Origin of the sequence: Rhodovulum viride, assembly GCF_003265965.1 — a bacterium.
In the GTDB taxonomy this organism is placed as follows: domain Bacteria; phylum Pseudomonadota; class Alphaproteobacteria; order Rhodobacterales; family Rhodobacteraceae; genus Rhodovulum; species Rhodovulum kholense.
Genome location: NZ_MUAV01000009.1, coordinates 46,349 through 63,165, shown reverse-complemented (window position 1 = coordinate 63,165; position 16,817 = coordinate 46,349). Strand labels below are relative to the sequence as shown.

Sequence of the window (16,817 nt, the reverse complement as noted above, 5' to 3'; positions counted from 1 at the left end):
CGGGGGCAAGCCGGCCCGCCGAAGCGGCCTTGCAACGCCGCCCGGCCTCGGGCAGCTAGAGGCATGGCCAAACCCAGCACCGTCTTCACCTGCACCGCTTGCGGCGCGACCCAGACCAAATGGTCCGGGCGCTGCGAGGCCTGCGGCGCCTGGAACACCATCGTCGAGGACGTGCCGCTGAGCGCGGGCCCGGCGAAGAAGTCGTTGGGACCCGCGCGCGGGCGGCGGCTGGCGCTCAGCGATCTGGCGACGTCGGAACCCGAACCGCCCCGCGCGGCCTCGGGCCTGGGCGAATTCGACCGGGTGCTGGGCGGCGGGCTGGTCCCGGCCTCGGCGATTCTGGTCGGCGGCGATCCGGGCATCGGCAAGTCGACACTGTTGCTGCAGGCGGCGGCGGCCTTCGCCAATCAGGGGCTCAAATGCCTTTACATCTCGGGCGAGGAGGCCAGCGCGCAGGTGCGGATGCGGGCGCGGCGGCTGGGGCTGGCCGAGGCGCCGGTGAAGCTGGCCACCGAAACCGACCTGCGCGCGATCCTGACCACGCTCGAGGCCGAAAAGCCCGATCTGGCCATCATCGACTCGATCCAGACGCTCTGGGCCGACATGGTCGACAGCGCGCCGGGCTCGGTCGCGCAGGTGCGCGCCTCGGCGCATGAGCTGACCGTCTTCGCCAAGCGCCACGGCACCGCGGTGATGCTGGTCGGCCATGTCACCAAGGAAGGCCAGATCGCTGGCCCCCGTGTCGTCGAGCACATGGTCGACACGGTGCTTTATTTCGAGGGCGAGCGCGGCCACCAGTTCCGCATCCTGCGCAGCGTCAAGAACCGGTTCGGCCCGGCCGACGAGATCGGCGTCTTCGAGATGACCGGCGGCGGGCTGGCCGAGGTGGCGAATCCTTCGGCGCTGTTCCTGTCCGAACGCGGCACCCCTGCCCCGGGCGCGGCCGTCTTCGCGGGCATCGAGGGCACGCGGCCGGTGCTGACCGAAATCCAGGCGCTGGTCGCGCCCTCGCCGCTGGGTACACCGCGGCGAAGTGCTGTCGGGCTCGATGCCGGGCGGCTCTCGACGACGCTGGCGGTGCTGGAGGCGCGCTGCGGCATCCCCTTTGCCGGCTTCGACGTCTATCTGAACGTGGCGGGCGGGCTGAAGGTCACCGAACCCGCCGCCGATCTGGCGGTCGCGGCCGCCTTGCTGTCGGCGCGCGAAGATGTCGCCCTGCCCCCCGACTGTGTCCTTTTCGGCGAAATTTCCCTGTCCGGGGCGCTGCGGCCCGTGGCCCAGACCGAAAACCGGTTGAAAGAGGCGCTGAAACTTGGTTTTTCCAGCGCGATCGCGCCCGAACGCAGCAAGCTCGGCGCACCCGGCGGCATGAAGGTCCGGCAAATGCCCGACCTGACCGCCTTCGTCGGGGAAATATTCGGCGCCGGCTAGCCCGAGGAGGGACCTGATCCATGGACTCATTCACCGTCGTTGACGGCATCGTTGCCGCCGTGATCCTGGTCTCGGCCGTGCTTGCCTATTCGCGCGGCGTGGTGCGCGAGGTCATGGCCATAGCGGGCTGGATCATCGCGGCAATCGTCGCCTTCACCTTCGCGCCGCAGGCCGAGCCGCTGGTGCGCGAGATCCCGTACCTGGGCGATTTCATCGGCAGCTCCTGCGAAATCGCGATCCTGGCCTCCTTCGCGGCGGTGTTCGCTGCAGCGCTGGTCGTGGTGTCGCTGTTCACGCCGCTTCTGTCCTCGATGATCCAGGGCTCGGTGCTGGGCGGCGTCGACCAGAGCCTCGGGTTTCTCTTCGGCGCGGTGCGCGGCGCGCTTCTGGTGGCCGTCGCCTTCTTCGTCTACGGCATGGTCATCACCGATCACAGCTTCCCGGCGGTTGAAAACTCGCGCTCGTCCGCGGTCTTCGCCTCGCTGACCGCCAAGATCGCCGAGACCAATCCCGACCAGGCGCTTGGCTGGCTGACGACCCAGTACGAACAGCTCGTGGGCACCTGCGGCGCGCCGCAATAAGCCCCGCGCCGCTTTCCCCTTCGCTGCCCCGCGCACAGCCGAGTCGCGCGGGCGTGAACCTTTCTTAATGATCCTTTCGTGACACCGGACGCCGGAGGGACTAGAGAAGGGCCAACTTCCTTCAGACGGATTCGGAGCCCCGCTGCCCATGCGCCAGCAATCCTTCCGCACCATGCCCCCTGCGCATCCCTTTGACGACGACAAGCTCAAGGAGGAATGCGGGGTCTTCGGCGTGATCGGCCTGGCGGATGCCGCCAATTTCGTGGCCCTCGGCCTGCACGCCCTTCAGCATCGCGGCCAGGAGGCAGGCGGGATCGTCTCTTACGACCCGGTCACCGGCTTCCAGTCGGCGCGCCGCTTCGGCTATGTGCGCGACAACTTCACCAAGGCCAGCCTGATGGAGACCCTGCCCGGGTCGCTGGCCATCGGCCATGTGCGCTATTCGACCGCCGGGTCCAAGGGTCAGACCGCCATCCGCGACGTGCAACCCTTCTTCGGCGAATTCTCGATGGGCGGCGCGGCCATCGCCCATAACGGCAACATCACCAATGCCGAGGCGCTGCGCCGCGAGCTGATCGAGCATGGCTCGATCTTCCAGAGCTCGTCGGACAGCGAATGCATCATCCATCTGATGGCGCGCTCGTTCCAGAAGACCATCCCCGAACGCATGAAGGACGCGCTGCGCCGGGTCGAGGGCGCCTTTTCGGTCGTCGCGATGACCCGCACCAAGCTCATTGGCGTGCGCGACCCGCTGGGGGTGCGGCCGCTGGTGCTGGGCCGGATCGGCGACGGCTGGGTCCTGAGTTCGGAAACCTGCGCGCTCGACATCATCGGGGCCGAATTCGTGCGCGAGGTCGCGCCGGGGGAAATGGTGCTGATCTCGCCCGAGAAGGGCGTCGAGAGCTTTCACCCCTTCGAGCGCCGCGCCTCGCGCTTCTGCATCTTCGAGCATGTCTATTTCTCGCGCCCCGACTCGATCCTGGGCGGCCGCTCGGTCTACGAGACCCGGCGCCAGATCGGGATCGAACTGGCCCGCGAGGCGCCCGTGGAGGCCGATCTGGTCTGCCCGGTGCCCGACAGCGGCACCCCCGCCGCCATCGGCTTCAGCCATGAAAGCGGCATCCCCTACGGGATGGGGATCATCCGCAACCAGTATATGGGCCGGACCTTCATCGAGCCGACCGAACAGATCCGCAACATGGGCGTGCGGCTCAAGCTGAACGTCAACCGCGCCCTGATCGCGGGCAAGCGGATCATTCTGGTCGACGACAGCGTCGTGCGCGGCACCACCAGCCGCAAGATCCGCGAGATGATTCTGGATGCGGGTGCGGCCGAGGTCCATTTCCGGATCGCCAGCCCGCCCACCGCCTGGCCCTGCTTTTACGGGGTCGACACGCCCCAGCGCGACAAGCTTCTGGCCAGCCACATGTCCGAGGACGAGATGCGCGACTATCTGGGCGTCGACAGCCTCAAGTTCATCTCGCTCGACGGGCTTTATCGCGCCGTGGGCGAGGTCGAAGGCCGCAACGACCGCTGCCCGCAATATTGCGACGCCTGCTTCTCGGGCGAATACCCGGTGGCGCCCAGCGACATGATCCAGAAGGGCTTCCAGACCAAGGCGGCCGAATAGGCCGCCTGCGCCGGATTGTCGCCCGGCCGGTCCCGCCCGGGACCGAGATCTTGACGCCATCGCTCAGGTATTCCAAGGACCGTCCATGACAGACCAGAAACTCGCCCTTGTGACTGGCGCCTCGCGCGGATTCGGCGCGGCGGTGGCCGAAGAACTGGCCCGCGCGGGCTATCACGTCGTCGCCGTCGGCCGCACCACCGGTGCGCTCGAAGAGCTTGACGACCGGATCAAGACCCTGGGCGGCAGCGCCACGCTGGCGCCCATGGACATCACCGAAACCGACGCGATGCGGACGCTGTGCCGGGGCATCTACGACCGCTGGGGCCATGTCGATCTGTGGGTCCATGCCGCGATCCAGTCGCCGCCCTTCAGCCCGGCCGAGCAGATCGACCTGCCGTTCTGGACCAAGGCCGTCAAGGCCGATGTCGAGGCGCTGGGAGTGCTGGTGTCCTTCGTCGCGCCCTTGCTGCGGGTTGCGCCGGGCGGCGGCAGCGCGGTCCTGATCGACGATCTGGCCGAAGGCCCCTTCCTGGGCGCCTATGCCGCCTGCAAGGCCGCGCAGCGCGCGCTGTTCGCGGCCTGGGAGGCGGAACAGGCGCGGCTGCAGGACGTGCATGTCCGCCGCTTCGTGCCCGCGCCGATGGCCACCAATCACCGCAACCGGCTGTATCCCGGCGAAAACACCGAGACGCTGGCGCGCCCGGCCGACGAGGCGCGCCGTCTGGCCGCCGATCTCGGCCTGGCCTGACCGCACCGCGCCGCTTGCGCGACCGGAGCCCGGAGAGCGCCCGCGTTCTCCGGGGCGGGATGTCGGTCCCACCCTCCCGCAAGGTTTCCGGTCCCGGGCCCCGGCATCGCCTTTACGCCTCGGGCCCGCTCCACTATGGAAGGGCCATAAGGCAAGGTTGAGCAGATGCGCATTCTCATCACGAATGACGACGGGATCAACGCCCCCGGGCTGGCGGTACTCGAGGCCATCGCGGCCGAGGTCGCGGGCCCGACCGGCGAGGTCTGGGTGGTCGCGCCCGCCTTCGAGCAGTCGGGCGTCGGCCACATGATTTCCTACACCCGTCCGATGATGATCGCAGAGCTGGGGCCGCGCCGCTTCGCGGCCGAGGGCTCGCCCGCCGATTGCGTGCTGGCGGGGCTTTACGACGTGATGACCGAGGCCCGGCCCGATCTGGTGCTGTCGGGCGTCAATCGCGGCAACAACGCCGCCGAGAACGTGCTTTATTCGGGCACCATCGGCGGCGCGATGGAGGCCGCGCTGCAGGGCCTGCCCGCGATCGCGCTGTCGCAATATCTGGGGCCGCTGAATTACGACGAGGATCTGCAATTCGCGGCGGCGGCGGCCCATGGCGCGGCGACGGTCAATGCGCTGCTTGACCGGGGGTCCTGGGACGGCGCCGATTACCGGCTGTTCTACAACGTGAATTTCCCGCCCGTCCCGGCCGATCAGGTCAAGGGGCTGAGGGTCGGGCCGCAGGGCTACCGCCGCGATGCCTCTTTCGGGGTCGAGCCGCATCTGTCGCCCTCGGGGCGCAGGTTTCTCTGGATCCGGGGCGGCGCGCAGAACCTGCCGACCGCGCCCGGGTCGGACGCGGCGCTGAACCTCGACGGCTATATCGCGGTGACGCCGCTGCGCGCCGATCTGACCGCCCATGACTGCATCGCCGACGTGAAGGCCCGACTGGAATGACCGGAGACGACGCGACGGCAGAACGCAAGATGCAGTTCCTGTTCGCGCTGCGGTCGAAGGGCGTGACCGACAAGCGGGTGCTGACCGCGATGGAAGAGATCGATCGGGGCCAGTTCGTCACCGGCCATTTCGCGCGGCATGCCTATGACGACACGCCGCTGCCCATCGCCTGCGGCCAGACCATCAGCCAGCCCTCGGTGGTGGCGATCATGACCCAGGCGCTGAACCTGCAGCCGCGCAACAAGGTGCTCGAAATCGGCACCGGCTCGGGCTATCAGGCGGCGGTGCTGTCGCGGCTGTCGCGCCGGGTCTATACCGTCGAGCGTCACCGCAGGCTTGCCGCCGAGGCGCAGAAGCGGTTCGAGGCGCTGGGGCTGACCAATGTCACCGCGATGGCCGCCGACGGATCGCGCGGGCTGCCCGATCAGGCGCCCTTCGACCGCATTCTTGTGACCGCCGCCGCCGAAGACCCGCCCGGCCCCCTATTGGCCCAGTTGCGGGTTGGCGGTATCATGATCGTGCCGGTCGGACAGTCGGACACGGTGCAGCGGCTGATCAAGGTCACCCGCGGCGAGACCGGGTTCGACTATGAAGAGCTTCGGCAGGTCCGGTTCGTGCCGCTTCTCGAGGGGCTCGGTCAGGACTGAGACGAAAGACGACTGAGGCCTGAGGACTGAGACGCCTGAGGCACGTGTTGGCGACTCCAGGAGCCGACGGACGCAAGACGAGAGACCCGAGGGTCCGGCGGAACGGGCCCCGTACGCAGTGAGGATCGAGCGATGGCCCACACCTCCCCCGACCGCCGGTTTCCGGCCCGGCTTCTGGCCCTTGGCCTCGGGATGACCCTGGTCGCCGGCTGCGAGAGCGGCTGGGACTACGATTTCCGCAATCTCGGCAACAACCCCGAGCCGCCGCGGGTCGAGGCCGCGCCCCGGCCCGAGCCGGACCAGCGCGGCGTGATTTCCTACCCGACCTATCAGGTCGCGGTGGCGCGGCGCGGCGATCGCCTTTCGGATGTGGCCGCGCGGGTCGGCCTGCCCGCCTCCGAGCTCGCCTCCTATAACGGCATCTCCGCCGATGCGACGCTGAACAATGGAGAGGTGATCGCCCTGCCCCGCCGGGTCGCGGATGCGGGCGGTGTCGTCGCCGCGCCGCTGGGCAATGGCACGATCACACCCGCGGGCGCGGCCCCGGGCCAGGTCGACATCGCGACGCTGGCGGGCAACGCGCTCGACCGCGCGGGCGGGACCGCCCCGGCCGCCGGCCAGCCGGCCGGGCAGGAGCCGATCCGGCACAAGGTCGTGCGCGGCGAGACCGCCTATTCCATCGCACGGCTCTATAACGTGACGCCCCGCTCGCTGGCGGACTGGAACGGGCTGGGCCCCGACCTGACGGTGCGCGAGGGGCAGTACCTGCTGATCCCGGTCGCGGCACAGCAAAGCCAGCCCTCGGGCGCCGCGGCCGCGGGCACGGCGGTCGCCACCGCGCAGACCACCGAACGTCCGGGCCAGGGATCGGCGCTGGCGGCACCGCCCTCGGCGGCGACCCCGCTGCCCAAGCCCGAACCCGCCGCCAAGCCCGCGGTGCCGGCCTCGCCGGAGATGGCCAAGGAACAAAGTACCCCCGCCGCGCGCTTCGCGATGCCGGTTTCGGGCAGCATCATCCGGGGCTATCAGAAGGGCAAGAACGACGGGATCGACATCTCGGCCAAGGCGGGCACGGCGGTCAAGGCCGCCGCCGACGGCACGGTCGCCGCGATCACCCGCGATACCGACCAGGTGCCGATCCTCGTCGTGCGTCATTCCGACAACATGCTGTCGGTCTATGCAAATATCGACGGCATCGCGGTTCAGAAGGGCGCGAAGGTCACCCGTGGGCAGACCGTGGCGCAGGTCCGTTCCGGCAACCCCGCCTTCCTGCATTTCGAACTGCGCAAGGGTTTCGAGAGCGTCGATCCGATGCCCTATCTGACGCCGTAAGAGCCCGCGAGGCGTCCCCGGAAGGGGGCGCCCTCCGGGCGAAAAAATCTTCGCAGAAGATTTTTGGCCCGGCGCCTGCGGCGCCGGGTTTCGGGTATTTGAACCAAGAAGAAGCGGAAGGGCGCGGTCAGATCCGAATGCCGCGGCGTGCCGCGAGGTCGGTGAAATACTGCCAGGCGACCCGGCCCGACCGCGCCCCGCGCGTGGCCTGCCATTCGATCGCCTCGGCACGCAGCGTTTCGGGCTCGATCTCGATGCCGTGCGCCGCGCAATAGGCCCGGATCATCCCGAGGTACTCGTCCTGGCTGCAGGGGTGGAACCCGAGCCAGAGCCCGAACCGGTCCGAAAGCGACACCTTCTCTTCCGTCGCCTCCGAGGGGCTGATCGCGGTCGAGCGTTCGTTCTCGATCATGTCGCGGGGCATCAGGTGGCGCCGGTTCGACGTGGCGTAGAACACGACATTGGCCGGGCGCCCCTCGATCCCGCCGTCAAGCACCGCCTTCAGCGACTTGTAATGCTGGTCGTCATGGCTGAACGATAGGTCGTCGCAGAACAGCACGAAACGTTCGGACGCCCCGCGCAGCAGCGTCAGAAGCCGTCCCACCGAGGGCAGATCTTCGCGCTGGACCTCGACCAGCTTCAGCGGATGCCCTTCGGCCGCCACCGCGGCATGGACCGCCTTGACGAGGCTCGACTTGCCCATCCCGCGTGCGCCCCAGAGAAGCGCGTTGTTGGCGGGCAGGCCGCGGGCGAAATGCCGGGTATTCTCAAGCAGCGTATCCCGCGACCGGTCGATCCCCTGCAGGAGCGTCAGATCGACCCGATTGACCTCGGGCACCGGCATCAGCCGGTCGGGCGAGACCTGCCACAGAAACGCCTCGGCGGCCGCGAAATCGGGCGCCGCAGCCGGGGCGGGATAGCGCCGCTCGAGCGCCTCGGCGATCCGCTGCAGGCTCTGCGCGGCATCGGCCCCGAGCGCGCCGCTCACGTCCGGCCCTCGCCGTCCTGCACCGCAGCCCCGTCCTCTTCCTCGTCATCGTCAAACCAGAGGCCCTGGGCGCGCAGCTCCTTTTCGCGGACTTTCTCGCCGCGCCGCACGAGAAGGATCGAAATCTCGTAAAGCCCGTAGACCACCGTGAAGAGGATCACCTGGGTGATCACGTCGGGAGGTGTCACGATGGCGGCCAGCACCAGAATGCCCACCACCGCGTATTTGCGCACCGACGAAAGCCCCGCGGCCGAGACCAGTTCGGCCTTGCCCATCAGCGTCAGCAGCACCGGCAACTGGAAGCACAGCCCGAAGGCCAGGATGAACTTGATCGTCAGCGAGAGATACTCCTGCACCGATCCGTGGAAGGTGATGCCCGCGGTTTCCGAAGCGCCCCCGCCATCGGCCCCGAGCGAGCCGACCTGCTGGAAGCCCAGGAAGAAATCGAAGGCCAGCGGCGTGATGATGAAATAGGCGAAGGCCCCGCCGAGGATGAACATGAAGGGCGAGGCCAGCAGGAAGGGCAGGAAGGCGCGCTTTTCCGAGCGGTACAGCCCGGGCGCGACGAAGCGCCAGAGCTGGAAGGCGATGAACGGAAAGGCCAGCGCAAAGCCGCCCACCAGCGAAATCTGGATCGCGACGAAGAAGCCTTCCTGCAGCTTGATCAGGTAAAGCCCGCATTCCTGCCCGCGCTCGGCCAGTGCCGAACAGATCGGATGGGTCAGGACGTTGAAGATCGGATTCCAGACCGTGAAGCAGGCCACCATCGCCGCGACGAAGGCCGCCAGCGCATAGATCAGCCGGGTGCGAAGCTCGGCCAGATGCTCGATCAGCGGCGCCGAGGTATCATCGATGTCATCGCTGCTCATGCGTCGCTCGTCTTGTCGGAGGTCGGCCCGGGCGTGTCTCCGGGGGCGGCCGCGCCTTCGGCGGCGCGGTTGGCCGCGCCCTTCTCGGCCATCGCCTTGCGGATCTTCTCGGCCTGGGCGGCGCGCTCTTCGGTCATCTGCGCGGTCGCCTCACCGGCCTTGGTCTCACCGGCCTTGGCCTCACCGGCCTTGGGCAGCTTCGGCTCCCATTTCTCGAACCGGTCGGCGGCCTCGTTCAGGCGGTCGAGCCCCAGCTTGCGCGGATTGGCGATGTCCTTGAGATCGTTGACCGTATCCTTGACGCCCGCCTGATCGGCCGCGTCATCCATCGCGCGCTGAAACTCGCGCGCCATGTTGCGGGCCTTGGCGGTAAACCGGCCCAGCGTGCGGAACATCGCGGGCAGGTCCTTCGGCCCCACGACGATCAGCGCCACGATGCCGATCAGCAGCAGTTCGGTCCAGCCGATATCGAACATGGGGTCAGGCTCGCGACAGGCGGATTACGCCTTGTCCCTTTCGGTCTCGGGGGTGACGTCACGGGCGGAATCGAGGCTTTTCTGGGCCTCTTCGGTCTCTTCCTTGACGCCCTTCTTGAAGGCTGTGATGCCCTTGCCGACCTCGCCCATCAGCGACGAGATCTTGCCGCGCCCGAACAGCACCAGCACGACGACGGCGATCAGAAGCAGGCCGGGAAGGCCGATATTATTCAGCATGGTCTTCTCCCTCGGGGCGCACCGCCCCTCCAGCGACACAGGTGTCACACATCTATTGAGTCTTGCCGCCGGTTCAAAGACCCATTCGCCCGGTTGACCGCGATTATTTGCCCCCGCCGTCTCCGATGCCAGAGGGACCTGCGCGCGTCGGCCCCCTTGCAGGCGAGCGGGGAATCCTTCCACTCTCGCGGGCGTGGCAGAGGGGCCCACGGCAAGCGGATGGAGACGACCGGATGCACAGCGAAGACGTGAACGGCAAGGTTCTGGAACACTGGAACTGCGACGACCTGCAGGCGGCAATGGCCGCGGGCGAGGTCGTGACGATCGATGTGAGAACGCCGCAGGAATACATGTTCGAACATATCAAGGGCGCCCTGCTGCTGCCGCTGTCGGGCTTCGATCCGGCCTTCCTGCCCGAGGGCGGCGACAAGCGGCTGGTGTTCCATTGCGGCTCGGGCGTGCGCTCGCGCAAGGTGGCCGAGGCCTGGCTGGCCGCGGGTCATGACCGAGTCGCGCATCTGGAAGGCGGATTCGCCGCCTGGAAGGCCGCGCTCAAGCCCTATGTCGGCACCGACATGGCCACCGGCGCGCCGGTACCGGTGAATGTGAAGGCCGGCTAAGCCCGGCCGCAGAACCCGACACCCCAGGCACCGGGGCCGACCGGCATCAGGCGGCACGGCCCCCGCCCTCTCGGGGAAAGACGAAACAGCGGTCGCGACGGATCGTCAGCCACATGGGCGTGCCGGGCTGCGGCAGGAAGACCGCGGGCACCGTGGCGCGCAGCGCCGATCCGTCATGGTCCATGCGGAACTCGACCAGGCTTTCCGACCCCATGAAACGGGCGCGTTCGACGCAGGCGCGCGCCGCCACCCCCTCTTCGGCGGTGGGATTCGGTCCGCGCCCGTTGCGGTCGAAGTCGATCCGCAGATGCTGCGGCCGGATGATGATGTCGACCTCGGCGCCATCGGCCATGCCGGGGGTCAGGAACTTGCCAAAGGGCGTTTCCGTCAGCAGGTTCTGCACGCGCCCCCGGATCACGTTGATGTCGCTGAAGAAAGCGGCCGCCGCCCGGTCGACGGGCGCGTTGTATATATTGTAGGGCGCGCCCTGCTGGACGATCCGCCCGCCGCGCATCAGCGCGATCTCGTCGGCCATCCGCATCGCCTCGTCGGGCTCGTGGGTGACCAGCAGAACCGCCGCGCCCTCGTCCTTCAGCACCTGCAGGGTCTGGTCGCGAATTTCGTCGCGCAGCCGGTTGTCGAGCCCCGAGAAGGGTTCGTCCATCAGCATGATCTTGGGCCGGGGCGCCAGCGCGCGGGCCAGCGCCACGCGCTGCTGTTCGCCGCCCGACAATTCGTGCGGATAGGCGTCGATGAACCGGCCAAGCGCGACCCGGTCCAGCAGATCCTCGACCCGCGCCCGCCGCGCGGCCTTGGGTCCGGTCAGCCCGAAGGCCACGTTTTCGGCCACGCTGAGATGCGGAAAGAGCGCGAAGTCCTGAAACATCAGCCCGACCGAGCGGCGCTCGGGCGGCAGGCGAAAGACGGTGTCGCAGACCAGTTGCCCGTCGATCCGGATCTCGCCCGCATCCTGCCGGTCGACCCCCGCAATGATCCGCAGCGTCGTCGACTTGCCGCAGCCCGAGGGCCCCAGAAGGCAGGTCACCTGCCCCGGCAGCACGGTCAGGCTGACATCGTCGACGACCTTGCGGCCGCCGAAGACCCGGTCGATGCGGCGGATATCCAGTCTCGGGATCGTATCGGTCGGGTCCGGGTCCGGGGTCGGACGGGCGGTCTGCAGCGTCACAGGGGCCTCGCGCTATTTCCGATGGAAACTATCGGATTTGCCCCTGTGCTGGCAATGCCCGGATTGGTCAAAGGGCCGCGCGCGGGCCGGATCGCTGTCGGCGAAGGTGTCGGCGGACCGTAATGCGCCGCGCGCTCAGCCGCGGCAGTAGGATTGCGACCGGGTCCAGGCGGCGATTTCCTCGCGCTTGGACGAAACCGTCATCGGCCCCCAGTCGGCGGCGACACCGCGGCCGGAGGCCGCGACCACGCCGTCGCGGGCGACCGCGCTGGCGGCGATCCGCACGGCACAGCGCAGATTCGCCTCGCCATCGGTCAGGGCCGACCCGCTGGTCGCGGCACAGCCATGATAGCGCGCGGTCGCGGGCGAGATCTGCAAGAGCCCGAACCAGCGGCCGCCGCCGCCGACCGCGGCCTCGTTCCAGGTGCTTTCATGCTTGGCCAGCGCCGAAAAAAGCCCCGCCCAGAAGGCGCGGCGCTGCGCCGGACGGGCCTTGGCATAGGCCGGGCACCAGGCGTCGATATCGGCGGGAACGGTCTCGGTCAGCCCGCCGCCATACAGCGTCAGCGCGTCGAGGCTTGCCCGTGTCCAGTCCGTCGCTTCCGGCATGTGGTCCCACCGCATCGAGGGGAGACTGCGCCCCCGGTCCGCGATATCGGACTGATCACAGGCGGCGGTCAGCGCGAGAAGGCACACAAGCAGGAACAGACGCATCGGAACTCCGGAGGATACGCCGGTCCTTCAGTCCGGCGTTTCCTTATCCTCGGGATCGTCCTGCGGGGCAACGAATTGGGCATAATCTGCGCGGATGCCCGCCGAAACAGTGGCGAGTTCCCGCCGCCGGAGCCATTTCCCCCGGCTCTCCAGCTCTCGCGCGATCTCCTCGATGAAGATGTCGAGATCCTCCAGGGACCGCGCAGTGATGATCCCGCCACTCCGCATGACCGGACGTCCGGTCCATCTGGCCCCGGCATTTTCAAGATCGGTCCGGATCGCGGGATGGGAGGTCACCGCGACGCCCGAGATGGCCCCAACCTCGACCAGCAGCCAGGGCGCATGGCAGATCGCGGCGACCATCCGGCCGCCGGACAGGAACTGGTTCACCAGCCGCACCGCCGCGAAACTCGTCCGCAGCGCCCCGGAATTGAGCTGACCGCCGGGCAGGACGAGGCCGTCGTACTCGTCGGCGTCGACATGGGTCAGCGGCATCGTTGCCTCGATTTCAGCAAACCAGTTGCCGTCTCTCCAGCTGGTGACGCTTGCCCCTCCGGGGGTCGCAATATCGACCCGCGCGCCCATGTCGCGCAAGCCGGTCACCGCCGCTTCCAGTTCCTCGTGCTCGACCCCGTCGGTGGCGAGGACGAGCACTGCGGCCGATTTCATTGTATTCTCCTGTCGGTTAAAGAGGTCCGGTCGGCGGCACGCGCGACACCCGGTGGCCAAAACGACCAGTGCGCCAATCTAGCACATAGGTTAACGTAGCGTAACCCTCGCGACGGACCAGAGCCTATCACTTTAAATCGCCCGCCTGCTGCGGCCGGGCGGCCGGATCATCCCCTTGCCCGCGCCCGCCCCCTGCCCTAAACATGCGCCCTGCCGCAGATGAGGATGCCGCCATGCTTGACCTAACCTTCGAGCCCCCCAAACCCAAGGTGATTTCCGGCGCCAAGGCCGAATGGGAACTGGTGATCGGCCTCGAGGTCCATGCCCAGGTGGCCTCGAACTCCAAGCTGTTTTCGGGCGCCTCGACCGGCTTCGGCGCCGAGCCGAATTCGCATGTCGCCTTCGTCGACGCGGCGATGCCGGGCATGCTGCCCGTGATCAACGAATTCTGCGTGGCGCAGGCGGTGCGCACGGGGCTGGGGCTGAAGGCCGAGATCAATCTCTTTTCGGCATTCGACCGCAAGAACTACTTCTATCCCGACCTGCCGCAGGGCTATCAGATCAGCCAGCTTTACCACCCCATCGTGGGCGAGGGCGAGGTGATCGTCGACATGGGGCCGGGCATCGCCCGCCGGGTGCGGATCGAACGCATCCATCTGGAACAGGACGCGGGCAAGTCGATCCACGACATGGACCCGAACATGTCCTTCGTCGACCTGAACCGGACCGGCGTCGCGCTGATGGAGATCGTCTCGCGCCCCGATATCCGAGGCCCCGAAGAGGCGGCCGCCTATGTCGGCAAGCTGCGCCAGATCCTGCGCTATCTGGGCACCTGCGACGGCAACATGCAGAACGGCAACCTGCGCGCCGATGTGAACGTCTCGATCTGCCAGCCCGGCGCCTACGAGAAATTCCGCGAGACCGGCGATCCGTCGTTTCTGGGCACGCGCTGCGAGATCAAGAACATGAACTCGATGCGCTTCATCCAGGCCGCGATCGAGTACGAGGCCCGGCGCCAGATCGCCATCGTCGAGGATGGCGGCACCGTCGATCAGGAAACCCGGCTTTACGATCCCGACAAGGGCGAGACGCGCTCGATGCGCTCGAAGGAAGAGGCGCATGACTACCGCTACTTCCCCTGCCCCGACCTGCTGCCGCTGGAAATCGAGCAGGCCTGGGTCGACGAGATCGCGGCCTCGCTGCCCGAGCTGCCCGACGCCAAGAAGGCGCGTTTCGTCACCGAATTCGGGCTGACCGAATACGATGCCAGCGTGCTGACGGCCGAGGTCGAATCCGCCGCCTATTTCGAGGCGGTGGCGCAGGGCCGCGACGGCAAGGCGGCCGCCAACTGGGTCATCAACGAACTGTTCGGCCGTCTGAAGAAGGACGACCGCGACATCACCGACAGCCCGGTCAGCCCGGCTCAGCTGGGCGGCATCCTCGATCTGATCGCGGCGGGCGACATCTCGGGCAAGATCGCCAAGGACCTGTTCGAGATCGTCTATACCGAAGGCGGCGACCCGGCCGAGATCGTGGCGGCGCGCGGCATGAAGCAGGTCACCGATCTGGGTGCCATCGAGAAGGCCGTCGACGAGATCATCGCCGCGAACCCCGCCCAGGTCGAGAAGGCCAAGGCGAACCCGAAACTTGCCGGCTGGTTCGTCGGTCAGGTGCTGAAGGCCACCGGGGGCAAGGCCAACCCGCAGGCCGTGAACGAGATCGTGGCCCGGAAACTGGGGTGATCCATGCCCGTCCTTTATGAGTACCGGGTCCTTCCGGCCCCCGAGCGCGGCCGCCGCGTGCGGGGCGCCAAGGGCCCGGCAGAACGCTTTGCCCATGCCCTGGAAGACGCCATGAACGAGATGGCGGCCGAGGGCTGGGAATATGTCCGGGCCGAAAGCCTGCCCTCGGAAGAACGCCAGGGGCTTTTCAGCGGCAGCAGCCGGACGGTGCGCAACGTGCTGGTCTTCCGACGCCCGCGCGGCGCGGGCGCGGGACAGGACGCAGCCTTCCGCCATGGCAGCCCCGAAGAGATCGCGACGGCCGCGGCCGCCTCGGTCCACGCCCTGCCGGAACGGACCTACCCGCCGCTCGGCGCGCCCTCGCGCGGGCCGGTGCCCCGGCCCGACCGGCCGCTTGGCGGCGCCCGGCCCTGGAACGACGAGGACTGAGCCCCTTGTGTCGGGAAAAACCGGGACGCCGCGTCTAGACGGCGATTTCCAGCGCCAGCGCGTGGATCCGGCCCATCAGATCGGGGCCAAGCGCCTTGTGGACCGCGCGTTCCCGCGCCACGCGCGACATCGGCGCGAAAGCCGGGGCCGCGATCTTCACGCGGAAATGGCTTTCGCCGCCCTCCTGATACCCCGCGTGATGGCGGTGGCGTTCGCTTTCGTCCAGCACTTCAAGCTGCGTCGGCTGGAACGCGCGTTCCAGGCTGTCGCGGATTTGATCTGCTCGGCCCATTTTTCTCCATCGCCCCCTTCATTCTCATCTTCAAGTGACTAAACTCTCGGGTCCGAGTCGAAAAGGTGCTGCCATGACCAAGACCGATCCCTTCGGGTTCGACATTTCCGTATCGGCCGACAAGAAGCGGCGCACCCGGGGCCGCCGGGGCATGTCGGGCGCCTTCGAGACCTCGCGGCGCAAGTGCGAACATCCCGGCTGCGAGCTGGACGGCCAGTACCGCGCACCGAAATCGCCCGACCAGCTCGACGAGTATTTCTGGTTCTGCAAGGATCATGTGCGCGAGTACAATCTGAAGTGGAACTTCTTCAACGGCGCCACCGAAGAGGAATACGAGGCCCAGATCGACAAGGACCGGGTCTGGGAGCGCGAGACCCAGCCCTTCGGCAATCGCGACGAACAGCGCGCCTGGGCGCGGCTCGGGGTCGACGACCCGCATCAGGTGCTGGGCGAGAACGCGACCCGCAACCCCGGCAAGACCGGCACCACGACCCGGCGGCTGCCGCCGACCGAGCGCAAGGCGCTGGAAATCCTCGAGGCGCAGGACAGCTGGACCAAGGCCGAGATCCGCAAGCAGTACAAATCGCTGGTCAAGGACCTGCACCCCGACATGAACGGCGGCAACCGCGCCGACGAGGAACGCCTGCAAGAGGTCGTCTGGGCCTGGGACCAGATCAAGGACAGCCGCAGTTTCCGCTAGGCAGGCGCGAAGGTCAGGCTGACCCCGTTGATGCAGTGCCGCTTGCCGGTGGGCGGCGGCCCGTCATCGAAGACATGCCCCAGATGGCTGCCGCAACGGCGGCAATGGACCTCGGTCCGGACCATGAAGAAGCTGCGGTCCGGCCGGGTGCGGACGGCGTCTGGCAAGGACCGGGTGAAGCTCGGCCAGCCGGTGCCGCTGTCGAACTTGTCCTTTGATGCATAAAGCGGCAGATCGCAGCCCTTGCAGTGGAAGACCCCGTCGCGATGTTCGTCGTTCAGCGGGCTGGTGAAGGCGCGCTCGGTGCCCTCCTCGCGCATCACCCTGTATTCGAGAGGGCCGAGCCGTGCCCGCCACTCGGCCTCGCTGCGCATCACCTCGAACCGCTCTTCGGCGGCGGCGGCCGGGCGAACAAGCGCCGCCCCGGCGGCGCCCAGCAGAACCCGGCCCAGAAATAGGCGGCGGAACATCCTTTCCTCCCCTTGGTGTTCGTCCAACGTCCCCTGGCATAGCTGGCGCGGCCGCCGCGCGGGGCAAGCTCACGAGAAGTCACGATCGGCGGCCCGGCGCAGCCC

The 16,817-nt window shown here is 68.0% G+C and carries 20 protein-coding genes; 11 read left to right on the top strand and 9 right to left on the bottom strand.

The window, feature by feature from the left end; translation table 11 throughout:
* Positions 1–63 precede the first annotated feature (63 nt).
* The 7 genes from radA to BYZ73_RS09485 all read left to right on the top strand — a co-directional run bounded on the left by radA (position 64) and on the right by BYZ73_RS09485 (position 7,320).
* The gene (gene radA / locus BYZ73_RS09515) at positions 64–1,431 is read left to right on the top strand and encodes a DNA repair protein RadA (RefSeq protein WP_112315770.1); all 1,368 of its coding nucleotides are present in this window, start codon (positions 64–66) and stop codon (positions 1,429–1,431) included.
* 20 nt (positions 1,432–1,451) lie between these two features.
* Positions 1,452–2,012 (top strand): CvpA family protein, encoded by a 561-nt coding sequence (locus tag BYZ73_RS09510; RefSeq protein WP_108027767.1) that lies wholly within the window; start codon positions 1,452–1,454, stop codon positions 2,010–2,012.
* A gap of 172 nt (positions 2,013–2,184) precedes the next feature.
* On the top strand, positions 2,185–3,642 hold the full coding sequence (purF, locus tag BYZ73_RS09505; protein WP_112315850.1) for an amidophosphoribosyltransferase: 1,458 nt from the start codon (positions 2,185–2,187) through the stop codon (positions 3,640–3,642).
* Between the two features lie 85 nt (positions 3,643–3,727).
* A complete protein-coding gene (locus BYZ73_RS09500) occupies positions 3,728–4,390 on the top strand; it encodes an SDR family NAD(P)-dependent oxidoreductase (RefSeq protein WP_112315769.1) in 663 nt (220 codons plus the stop codon).
* 165 nt (positions 4,391–4,555) lie between these two features.
* Positions 4,556–5,341 (top strand): 5'/3'-nucleotidase SurE, encoded by a 786-nt coding sequence (gene surE, locus BYZ73_RS09495; protein WP_108027769.1) that lies wholly within the window; start codon positions 4,556–4,558, stop codon positions 5,339–5,341.
* Positions 5,338–5,988 (top strand): protein-L-isoaspartate(D-aspartate) O-methyltransferase, encoded by a 651-nt coding sequence (locus BYZ73_RS09490; RefSeq protein WP_108027770.1) that lies wholly within the window; start codon positions 5,338–5,340, stop codon positions 5,986–5,988. Before surE ends, BYZ73_RS09490 begins: the two co-directional genes overlap by 4 nt.
* A gap of 132 nt (positions 5,989–6,120) precedes the next feature.
* On the top strand, positions 6,121–7,320 hold the full coding sequence (locus BYZ73_RS09485; RefSeq protein ID WP_112315768.1) for a M23 family metallopeptidase: 1,200 nt from the start codon (positions 6,121–6,123) through the stop codon (positions 7,318–7,320).
* 127 nt (positions 7,321–7,447) lie between these two features.
* Here the strand turns inward: BYZ73_RS09485 and BYZ73_RS09480 are convergent, their stop codons facing one another.
* Genes BYZ73_RS09480 through tatA form a run of 4 tightly spaced genes read right to left on the bottom strand, consistent with a single transcriptional unit; the run spans position 7,448 to position 9,890 of the window.
* Complete coding sequence (locus BYZ73_RS09480; protein WP_112315767.1) at positions 7,448–8,308, bottom strand: ATP-binding protein; 861 nt, start codon at positions 8,306–8,308, stop codon at positions 7,448–7,450.
* A complete protein-coding gene (gene tatC / locus BYZ73_RS09475; protein WP_112315766.1) occupies positions 8,305–9,177 on the bottom strand; it encodes a twin-arginine translocase subunit TatC in 873 nt (290 codons plus the stop codon). The genes BYZ73_RS09480 and tatC overlap by 4 nt, the downstream gene beginning before the upstream one ends.
* Positions 9,174–9,653 (bottom strand): Sec-independent protein translocase protein TatB, encoded by a 480-nt coding sequence (gene tatB, locus BYZ73_RS09470; protein ID WP_112315765.1) that lies wholly within the window; start codon positions 9,651–9,653, stop codon positions 9,174–9,176. The genes tatC and tatB overlap by 4 nt, the downstream gene beginning before the upstream one ends.
* 24 nt (positions 9,654–9,677) lie before the next feature.
* The gene (gene tatA, locus BYZ73_RS09465; protein WP_075786522.1) at positions 9,678–9,890 is read right to left on the bottom strand and encodes a twin-arginine translocase TatA/TatE family subunit; all 213 of its coding nucleotides are present in this window, start codon (positions 9,888–9,890) and stop codon (positions 9,678–9,680) included.
* Positions 9,891–10,123: 233 nt separating this feature from the next.
* On the opposite strand from tatA, the gene BYZ73_RS09460 reads away from it, so the two are divergent.
* On the top strand, positions 10,124–10,510 hold the full coding sequence (locus BYZ73_RS09460) for a rhodanese-like domain-containing protein (protein ID WP_108027775.1): 387 nt from the start codon (positions 10,124–10,126) through the stop codon (positions 10,508–10,510).
* 46 nt (positions 10,511–10,556) lie between these two features.
* On the opposite strand, the gene BYZ73_RS09455 is transcribed toward BYZ73_RS09460, so the two are convergent.
* The 3 genes from BYZ73_RS09455 to BYZ73_RS09445 all read right to left on the bottom strand — a co-directional run bounded on the left by BYZ73_RS09455 (position 10,557) and on the right by BYZ73_RS09445 (position 13,079).
* Entirely contained in the window at positions 10,557–11,696 is a 1,140-nt protein-coding gene (locus BYZ73_RS09455; RefSeq protein WP_245943108.1) for an ABC transporter ATP-binding protein, read from the bottom strand.
* A 135-nt stretch (positions 11,697–11,831) separates the two neighbouring features.
* On the bottom strand, positions 11,832–12,410 hold the full coding sequence (locus BYZ73_RS09450) for a transglycosylase SLT domain-containing protein (RefSeq protein ID WP_112315764.1): 579 nt from the start codon (positions 12,408–12,410) through the stop codon (positions 11,832–11,834).
* A 27-nt stretch (positions 12,411–12,437) separates the two neighbouring features.
* Entirely contained in the window at positions 12,438–13,079 is a 642-nt protein-coding gene (locus BYZ73_RS09445; protein WP_112315763.1) for a DJ-1/PfpI family protein, read from the bottom strand.
* Positions 13,080–13,312: 233 nt separating this feature from the next.
* Between BYZ73_RS09445 and gatB the strand changes: the two genes are divergently transcribed.
* Positions 13,313–14,821: an Asp-tRNA(Asn)/Glu-tRNA(Gln) amidotransferase subunit GatB gene (gene gatB, locus BYZ73_RS09440; protein ID WP_108027779.1), complete on the top strand. Its 1,509-nt coding sequence runs from the start codon at positions 13,313–13,315 to the stop codon at positions 14,819–14,821.
* Between the two features lie 3 nt (positions 14,822–14,824).
* Positions 14,825–15,250, top strand: a complete 426-nt coding sequence (locus tag BYZ73_RS09435) for a DUF4177 domain-containing protein (protein WP_108027780.1) — start codon at positions 14,825–14,827, stop codon at positions 15,248–15,250.
* A gap of 34 nt (positions 15,251–15,284) precedes the next feature.
* On the opposite strand, the gene BYZ73_RS09430 is transcribed toward BYZ73_RS09435, so the two are convergent.
* Complete coding sequence (locus BYZ73_RS09430) at positions 15,285–15,542, bottom strand: BolA family protein (RefSeq protein WP_108027781.1); 258 nt, start codon at positions 15,540–15,542, stop codon at positions 15,285–15,287.
* Between the two features lie 73 nt (positions 15,543–15,615).
* Between BYZ73_RS09430 and BYZ73_RS09425 the strand changes: the two genes are divergently transcribed.
* Entirely contained in the window at positions 15,616–16,242 is a 627-nt protein-coding gene (locus tag BYZ73_RS09425; RefSeq protein ID WP_075786529.1) for a J domain-containing protein, read from the top strand.
* On the opposite strand, the gene msrB is transcribed toward BYZ73_RS09425, so the two are convergent.
* A complete protein-coding gene (msrB, locus tag BYZ73_RS09420) occupies positions 16,239–16,712 on the bottom strand; it encodes a peptide-methionine (R)-S-oxide reductase MsrB (protein ID WP_108027783.1) in 474 nt (157 codons plus the stop codon). The genes BYZ73_RS09425 and msrB overlap by 4 nt on opposite strands.
* Positions 16,713–16,817 lie beyond the last annotated feature (105 nt).

Excerpts from the sequence above, each read along its gene's own strand:
- BYZ73_RS09460 (WP_108027775.1), top strand. The coding sequence starts at position 10,124 with ATGCACAGCGAAGACGTGAACGGCAAGGTTCTGGAACACTGGAACTGC.
- BYZ73_RS09490 (WP_108027770.1), top strand. The coding sequence starts at position 5,338 with ATGACCGGAGACGACGCGACGGCAGAACGCAAGATGCAGTTCCTGTTC.
- BYZ73_RS09510 (WP_108027767.1), top strand. The coding sequence starts at position 1,452 with ATGGACTCATTCACCGTCGTTGACGGCATCGTTGCCGCCGTGATCCTG.
- tatA (WP_075786522.1), bottom strand. The coding sequence starts at position 9,890 with ATGCTGAATAATATCGGCCTTCCCGGCCTGCTTCTGATCGCCGTCGTC.
- BYZ73_RS09500 (WP_112315769.1), top strand. The coding sequence starts at position 3,728 with ATGACAGACCAGAAACTCGCCCTTGTGACTGGCGCCTCGCGCGGATTC.
- purF (WP_112315850.1), top strand. The coding sequence starts at position 2,185 with ATGCCCCCTGCGCATCCCTTTGACGACGACAAGCTCAAGGAGGAATGC.
- BYZ73_RS09445 (WP_112315763.1), bottom strand. The coding sequence starts at position 13,079 with ATGAAATCGGCCGCAGTGCTCGTCCTCGCCACCGACGGGGTCGAGCAC.
- BYZ73_RS09450 (WP_112315764.1), bottom strand. The coding sequence starts at position 12,410 with ATGCGTCTGTTCCTGCTTGTGTGCCTTCTCGCGCTGACCGCCGCCTGT.
- BYZ73_RS09430 (WP_108027781.1), bottom strand. The coding sequence starts at position 15,542 with ATGGGCCGAGCAGATCAAATCCGCGACAGCCTGGAACGCGCGTTCCAG.
- surE (WP_108027769.1), top strand. The coding sequence starts at position 4,556 with ATGCGCATTCTCATCACGAATGACGACGGGATCAACGCCCCCGGGCTG.
- gatB (WP_108027779.1), top strand. The coding sequence starts at position 13,313 with ATGCTTGACCTAACCTTCGAGCCCCCCAAACCCAAGGTGATTTCCGGC.
- BYZ73_RS09425 (WP_075786529.1), top strand. The coding sequence starts at position 15,616 with ATGACCAAGACCGATCCCTTCGGGTTCGACATTTCCGTATCGGCCGAC.
- BYZ73_RS09435 (WP_108027780.1), top strand. The coding sequence starts at position 14,825 with ATGCCCGTCCTTTATGAGTACCGGGTCCTTCCGGCCCCCGAGCGCGGC.
- radA (WP_112315770.1), top strand. The coding sequence starts at position 64 with ATGGCCAAACCCAGCACCGTCTTCACCTGCACCGCTTGCGGCGCGACC.
- msrB (WP_108027783.1), bottom strand. The coding sequence starts at position 16,712 with ATGTTCCGCCGCCTATTTCTGGGCCGGGTTCTGCTGGGCGCCGCCGGG.
- tatC (WP_112315766.1), bottom strand. The coding sequence starts at position 9,177 with ATGAGCAGCGATGACATCGATGATACCTCGGCGCCGCTGATCGAGCAT.
- BYZ73_RS09485 (WP_112315768.1), top strand. The coding sequence starts at position 6,121 with ATGGCCCACACCTCCCCCGACCGCCGGTTTCCGGCCCGGCTTCTGGCC.
- tatB (WP_112315765.1), bottom strand. The coding sequence starts at position 9,653 with ATGTTCGATATCGGCTGGACCGAACTGCTGCTGATCGGCATCGTGGCG.